Below are 7,201 nucleotides of genomic sequence, written 5' to 3' on the forward strand. Positions count from 1 at the left end.
GCTCCCCCTCCCCCCGCCCGCGCCCCCCCCCCCCGGGGCCGCCCCCCCCGGGGGCCCCCCACCGCGCCGACCCACGACCCACGCCATCGAGCCGATGGAGTGAAGGGACCTCTCATGAACGTCGGGCACCGGCACGGCGACCGGCTCATCGCCTGGACGGCCCGCGCGACCTGGGCGCCGCTGGCGGGGACGGCCGTCGCCGCGGCGGCCTCGATCGCCGTCTCCCTCGCCCTGCCCTCGGCGGTGGGCGCGGCGGTGAACGCGGTCCTCGCCGGAACGGGCTCCACCGCCGCCTACACCGAGCTCGCGGCGCTGCTCCTGGCCGCCGCGCTCGCCGACGTCGTCTCGGGCGTCGCGGGGATCACGTCCGTCGCCGCCGCCACCAGGCTGCTGCGCCTGCGCGCGATCGACCGGGTGCTGCGGACCGACGCGGCGGGCGCGGGCGCCTTTCCCGCCGGGGAGCTCGTCAACCGCCTCGTGGGCAACACCGCGACCACCGGTTACGTGCCCGCGACGCTGCTGCAGATCGCGTCCGGGCTCGTCCTGTCGGCGGGCGGCGTCGTCGCGCTCTTCACGATCGACTGGCGGGTGGGCGTCGCCTTCCTGAGCGGCGTCCCGGTCGCGCTCGTCGTCATGCGGGTGTTCGTCGCCCGGGTCTCCGGCCTGTACGGCGACTACCAGCGGGCCCAGGGCCGGCTGGCCGCGCGCCTCACCGAGACCCTGGCCGGCATCCGGACGGTCCGGGCCGCGGGCACCGCCGACCGGGAGATCGCCCGCGTGCTGCGGCCGCTGCCCGAGCTGAGCGCCGCCGGGCACGCCCTGTGGCGGGCGCAGGCGCAGAGCGTGTGGCGGATCACCCTGATCCTGCCGCTGGTGGAGGTCGTCGTGCTGGCCGTGGCGGGGTTCTGCGTCGCGCAGGGACGGCTGCCGGCGGGCGCGCTGCCGGCCACGGCCGGCTACACCGCCCTGGGCCTGGTGTTCGTCGAACAGATCGACCCGCTGCTCGGGATGGCCTTCGGCCGGTCGGCGGCGGTCCGCGTGCACGACGTGCTCGCCCTGCCCGTCCCGGCCGCCGGCACGCGGCCGCTGCCTCCCGGCCCGGGGACGCTCTCCTTCCGCGGCGTGACGGTGCGGCGCGGGCAGGCCCCGCTGCTCGACGGCGTCGACCTGGAGATACCGGCCGGGGTGATGACCGCCGTCGTCGGCGGCTCGGGCGCGGGCAAGACCACCCTCGCGCTGCTGGCCGGCCGGTTGGCGGACCCGGACGTCGGCCAGGTCCTCCTCGACGGCGTGCCCCTGCGCGACGTCGATCCCCAGTTGCTGCGCGATGCCGTGGCGTACGCGTTCGAACGCCCGATGCTGCTCGGCGGCGACATCGCCGGGGTGATCTCCTACGGCGCTCCGGCGTGCGCCCCCGAGGCGGTGCGCGCCGCCGCGAAGGCCGCGGCCGTGCACGACGTGATCCGCCGCCTCCCCTTCGGTTACGCCACCCCGGCGGCGGACGCGCCGCTGTCCGGCGGTGAGGTGCAGCGGCTGGGGCTGGCGCGGGCGTTCCTGCGGCAGGCCCGGGTGACCGTCCTCGACGACGCCACCTCCAGCCTGGACACCGCGACCGAGGCCCGGGTGAGCCGTGCCCTGGCCGAGGGCATGCGGGGGCGCACCCGTCTGGTCATCGCGCACCGCCCGGCCACGGCCGCCCTGGCCGACCTGGTTGTCTGGCTCGACGCCGGCCGGGTGCGCGGGCGCGGCACCCACCAGGAGTTGTGGCGGGACCCGGCCTACCGCGCCCTGTTCGCCGCCGAGCACGCCGACACCCCGCGACGGGACGAGGAGGACACATGGACGTCCGCACGGTGACCGGGGCCGCCGCGGACCGGCGGCAGGCCGTCCGGCCCTGGCGGTTCCTGGCGGGGCTGCTGCGCGCCCGGCGGCGCCCGCTGCTGCCGGCGCTGGCGTGGTCGCTCGTCGAGTCGGCGCCCGCGCTGCTGGCCGGGCTGCTCGTCGCCACCGCGGTGGACCGCGGCTTCCTGGCAGGACGTCCGGGCGTCGGCATGGCCTGGCTGGGCCTGCTGGGCGCGACCATGGTCGTCAGGTCGGTCGCGACCCGGCTGATGTTCCCGCATCTCGCCGCGGTGGTCGAGCCCATGCGCGACGAGCTGGTCCGCGCCGTGGCCGGGGCGACCGTCCGCCGCGCGGCCGACGGTGGCCAGGCGCCGGACGCCGCCGCGCTCAGCCGCCTCACCGGGCAGGTCGAGACCATGCGCAAGCTCGTGTCCACGATGCTGCGCACCAGCCGTGAGCTGGGGATGTCGGTGATCGCCGCGCTGGTGGGGCTGCTCGTCCTGTCGCCGGTGGCCGCCGCCGTCGCCGCCGGGCCGCTGGTGCTGACGCTGGCCGCGTTCGCCAGGCTGATGCCGGCGCTGACGGCCCGGCAGCGTGCGCTCGTGCTCGCCGAGGAGCGGCTGACCGCGCAGGCCACGCCCATCGTGGCGGGGCTGCGCGACGTCGCCGCCTGCGGGGCGCGGGCCCAGGCCGCGGACACGTTGCGGGCCCTGGTGTCCGCGCAGGCCGCGGCGGCCCGCGCGCTCGCCTGGGCGGGCACGGGGCGTCGGGTCGCCGTCCTGCTCGGCGCGCACGCGCCGCTGGTCGGCCTGCTCCTGCTGTCGCGTCCGCTGATCGAGGGGGGCCGGCTGAGCGCGGGAGAGGTGGTGGGGGCGGTGACGTACCTGTTCACCGGTCTGGAGCCGGCGCTGCGCACGATCCTCGACACCCTCGGCGGGTGGGGGGTCGGGCTCGCGGCGACCACCCGGAGGATCGCCGAGACGATCGCCGTCCCCGGCCCGGCGGAGGCGGGCACGCCGGCGACCGCCGTCCCGGCCGGTCACGAGCTGCGGGCCGAGCGCCTGACGTTCGCCTATGCCGCGCGGGCCACGCCGGTCGTGCGGGACCTGGACCTGACGATCGGCGAAGGCGGGCATCTCGCGGTGGTCGGGCCCAGCGGCGTCGGCAAGTCCACGCTGGCCCTGCTGATGACCGGGCTGCTCCGGCCGACCGGCGGCCGGGTGCGGCTCGGCGGGCGGCCCCTGGACTCGATCCCCGGCGCGTCGGTGCGCAGCCGGATCGCGCTGGTGCCGCAGGAGGCGTACGTCTTCGCCGGGACGGTCCGGGAGAACCTGGCCTACCTGTGGCCGCTCGGCGAGAGCCCGGACGACGAGCGCCTGCGCGCCTCCGTGGCCGCCGTCGGCGCCGGGCCGCTCGTCGAGCGGCTGGGCGGCCTCGACGGGGAGATCGACGAGCCGTCCGCGCTGTCGGCCGGGGAGCGGCAGCTCGTCGCCCTGGCCCGCGTGCACGCCTCCCCCGCCGGCGTCCTGATCCTGGACGAGGCGGGCTGCCACCTCGATCCGGCCGCCGAGCTGCGCGCGGAGTCGGCGCTGGCGGCCCGGCCCAGCACCCTGGTCGTGATCGCGCACCGCATCAGCTCGGCCGTCAGGGCACGCCAGGTCCTCCTGATGGACGGGACCACCGTGCTCACCGGCACCCACCGGGAGCTGATCGACCGGTCCCCCCTGTACGCCGACCTGGTCGGCCGCTGGCACGACGACGGGACACGGTAGACCGGTGGCCCGTCAGGCCCCGGCGGCGTCGGTGCCGGCGTCCAGCGCGGTCTCCAGCACGGCCAGGAAGTGGTCGACCGGCCCTATGCAGGCCACCGCCGACCCCCCGGAGATCCGCCCGGCGTAGGGCAGCAGTTTCTCGTACGTCGTCCAGCAGGCCGCCACGTCGCCCGCGGCGGCCTGGGCCGCGCCCTGCAGGCAGGTCATGGTCAGCCACGACCAGTCCATCGGCGGAGCGGGCCACCCCTGCCCGGCCAGGGCCACGGCCTGGCTCCGGCGCCCCTGGGCGCACAGCTCCAGCACCCGGGCGTCGTGTTCCACGGTGGGGTGGATGCCGCTGATCAGGTCGATGAGCGGGCCCGCCTCGGCCATGGCGCCGCGCTGGTAGTGCAGCATGAGGCGGCCGTTCACCGCGACGGCGCCCGCGTACCACATGCCGATCCGCTTGGCCTGCCGTTCGGCCTCGCCGTACAGCGCGTCGGCCTCGGCGAACCGGCCGGCCAGGGTGAGCCGGTTGGCCCGCCACATGGTGTGCTGGAACCGCGGCCACGGCAGTTGCAGGTCGTCGAGCAGCGCCTCGCAGCGGGCGGCCGCCAGGTCGGCCCCGGCCAGGTCGTGCATCTCCAGCCGGTAGTGGGTGTCCATCATGTGGGCGAGCAGCTCGAAGCCCGGCGTCCGGGTCCGCGCGGCCAGGCCGTGCAGCTCGTCGGCGATCTCCATGAGCTCGGCGATGTGGGTCGCCTGCGGCACGGACAGCGCGCGCGCGTTCAGCGCCCGCATGAGCAGGTGCGGGTCCGCGATCCGGCGGGCCATCGCGACGGCCTCGGCCGACAGCGACAGGCATCGCAGGTCGTCGTCGCTGCCGTTGTACAGTTCCTGCGCCAGGCCGCCGAGCAGCAGCGTCCGCTCGACGCCGTCGGTCTCGGGCAGCGCGCTCAGCGTGGCCTCGAACTGCTCGACCAGCCGCAGTTCCACCGGTTCGTACGGGTTGCGCAGCGTCCAGATGGCCGGCGCGTCCAGTGCGGTGAGCGCGCGGGCGGTCAGGGCGGGGCCGGCTTCGGCGCGCTGGGCCACGCGCAGGGCCTGGGCCCGCAGGTCGCGCGCGCCCATCGCGTCTCCGGCGTCCAGCAGGGCGCGTACCTGGTGCAGAAGCAGTTCCACGTGCTGGGCGGGGTCGCCGTCGCAGGCGCCGTGCGCGGCGACGGCCCGTCCCCACCAGGCGGCGGCCTCCTCGTGCGCCATGCGCCGGCTCGCCTGCCCGGCCGCCGCGCGGGCCCAGTGCGCCGTCTCCCGGTACGCCAGCGGCCCGGCCTCCACGGCGTGGTGGGCGATGACGGTCACGTCGGTGCTCGGCCTGGCCGACAGGGCCCGCATCACCTCCCGGTGGAGCACGCCCCTGCGCAGCGGCGGGACGCCGGCGATCAGCGTCTCCCTGACCAGGTCGTGGACGAACGTCATGACCCCGTCGCCGCTGGTGACCAGCCCGGCCTGGGCGGCCCAGTCGAGCAGCTCGTAGGTCTGCTCCGGCCACGACGCGCAGGCCCGGAACACCTCGACGACCAGCCCGGGATCGAAGCTGCGGCCGATCAGGGCGGCCGGCTGGAGTATCTCCGTCGCCCGCGGCCCGAGCATGGCCAGCCGCCGGCGGATCAGGTCGGACACCGCGTCGGGCACGACCTCCAGGCCCTGGCCCTGCGCCATCAGCCGGACGCTCTCGCGGACGAAGAACGGGTTGCCGCCGGTGCGCCGGGTCAGCAGCTGGGCCGTCGAGCCGTCCACCGGGACGCCCATCTCCCGGGCGAGCGTCCCGACGTCGGCGGCGTCGAGGCCGCCCAGCCGGATGCGCACGAGGTCGTAGCGGGCGAGCTGGTAGAGGACCTCGTCCACCGAGAGGTTGAAGGAGGCGGCGGGGGTGACCGTCCGGTCGTCGTGCGCCGCGTCGCGGAAGGCGGTGACCAGCAGCAGCGGGCGCTCGCCCGGGTACGCCTCGGACAGCACGGCGACGTCCCTGAGCAGTTCGAGCGTGGCGGAGTCCGCCCAGTGCAGGTCGTCCAGGACGATCACCAGGGGGCGGGCGCGCGCGGCCTCGACGAGCCACCGGGCGACGGCCCGGTGGCGGTGCGGCGAGGCCGGCGCGCCGGTGGGCCAGTCGTCGTCCAGCAGCCCGCTCAGCGCCTGGCGCTCGGCGGGCGGCACGGTCCCGGCCAGCGCGCGCAGCACCTGGAGCCACGGCCACAGCGGCGGCACGCCCTCCCCTCCGCGGCAGCGGCCCCACAGCACCAGATGTCCGAGGTCCACGCATTCGTCGCGGAACGCCTGCAGCAGCCGGGTCTTGCCGATGCCGGGCTCGCCGCTGACCGCGGCGACCACGACGCCGTTGTGGTGCGCCGCGCCGGACAGCGCCGTCAGCTCCGCCAGGCCCCGCTCGCGGCCGATCAGCCGTCCCCGCGCCGCGCGCCGGGCCTGATCGGCCTGCGCGGACGCGTCCTCACCGGCGTGCCCGGCGGCCTCCTCACCGCCGCCCGCCGCGGTGGCCTCCTCACCGCCACGCGCCACGGTGGCCGGAACGGCCTCGGTGCGGACGAGGGACAGCCGCACGGGCCCCGGCTCGGGCGGCGGGGTGATCGACCGCGCCTGCCGGAGGATGTCCTTCTCCAGTTCCCGCAGCTCGGGCCCGGGATCGAGGCCGAGCTGGTCGGCGATGACCTGCCGCGCCCTGCGTAACGTGGCCAGCGCGTCGGCCTGCCGCCCGGACCGGTAGAGAGCCAGGGCGCGCAACCACCACAGCCGTTCGCGCAGCGGGTGCTCCGCCGTCTCGGACTCCAGCTCGTGGATCACCGGTTGCGGGCGGCCGGCGTCCAGCAGCGCCTGGGCGCGGGACTCGATCGCGTTCATGCGCAGCTCGCCCAGGCGGTTCACCTCCGCGGCGGCCCACAGCTCGTCGGCGAACTCGCCGTAGGGGACGCCGCGCCAGAGCCCGAGGGCCTCCTCCAGCAGGGGCAGCGCCTGCGCGGGCGGGCGCAGCTCGGCGTCGGTGACCAGCTTGGCGAAGCGCAGCGCGTCGACGTCCGTGGTGGCCAGGAGATAGCCGGGCCGGCGGGCCACCAGCAGCCGGGGCGGCGTGCGCGGCGGGCGTGCCGGCTCCAGCACCCGGCGCAGGTTCGACACGTAGACGTGCACGGAGCCCACCGCGGTCGCCGGCGGCCTGCCCTGGTACAGGTCCTCGATCAGCGTGTCGGTGGAGACGACCGTCCCGGCGGCGGCCACCAGCCGGGCGAGCAGGGCGCGCTGCCGCGGCCCTCCGGGGCTGACCGGGCCGCGGGCACCGAGGACCTCGAACGGCCCGAGCACCCGGAACCGCACGCCCGCCGCGCCGGTCCCGCCGTCGGAGCCCTGCTGTCCGAGCCCTCCGCACCGTTCCCCATCGGCTGTCTCCTCGTGACGAGAGGTTCGCGACATCGCTCCATCGTGGCCGCTGCCCGGCCCGGTCTCGCGACGGCGTCGTCACCTACGGCGAGGCGTTCGCCGTCCAGCCGTTCAGCAACATCGTGCAGGTGCGCACGTACACGGGCGCGCAGCTCAAGGCG

Annotated in this window: 3 protein-coding genes; 2 read left to right on the forward strand and 1 reads right to left on the reverse strand. The window is 76.8% G+C overall.

Annotated elements, in window-relative coordinates; translation table 11 throughout:
* The first annotated feature begins 114 nt into the window (after nucleotides 1-114).
* Nucleotides 115-1,857, forward strand: coding sequence for an ABC transporter ATP-binding protein (locus ACWCSD_RS43800; protein ID WP_449924123.1), 1,743 nt, complete (start codon nucleotides 115-117; stop codon nucleotides 1,855-1,857).
* Nucleotides 1,839-3,614 carry an ATP-binding cassette domain-containing protein gene (locus ACWCSD_RS43805; protein WP_449924126.1) on the forward strand — a complete coding sequence of 592 codons (1,776 nt, stop codon included), beginning with the start codon at nucleotides 1,839-1,841 and terminating at the stop codon, nucleotides 3,612-3,614. The genes ACWCSD_RS43800 and ACWCSD_RS43805 overlap by 19 nt, the downstream gene beginning before the upstream one ends.
* Nucleotides 3,615-3,626: 12 nt before the next feature.
* Here the strand turns inward: ACWCSD_RS43805 and ACWCSD_RS43810 are convergent, their stop codons facing one another.
* The gene (locus ACWCSD_RS43810; RefSeq protein ID WP_449924129.1) at nucleotides 3,627-7,073 is read right to left on the reverse strand and encodes a BTAD domain-containing putative transcriptional regulator; all 3,447 of its coding nucleotides are present in this window, start codon (nucleotides 7,071-7,073) and stop codon (nucleotides 3,627-3,629) included.
* Between the last annotated feature and the right edge of the window lie 128 nt (nucleotides 7,074-7,201).

The organism is Nonomuraea sp. NPDC001684, assembly GCF_053596515.1.

Excerpts from the sequence above, each read along its gene's own strand:
- ACWCSD_RS43810 (WP_449924129.1), bottom strand. The coding sequence starts at position 7,073 with ATGTCGCGAACCTCTCGTCACGAGGAGACAGCCGATGGGGAACGGTGC.
- ACWCSD_RS43800 (WP_449924123.1), top strand. The coding sequence starts at position 115 with ATGAACGTCGGGCACCGGCACGGCGACCGGCTCATCGCCTGGACGGCC.
- ACWCSD_RS43805 (WP_449924126.1), top strand. The coding sequence starts at position 1,839 with ATGGACGTCCGCACGGTGACCGGGGCCGCCGCGGACCGGCGGCAGGCC.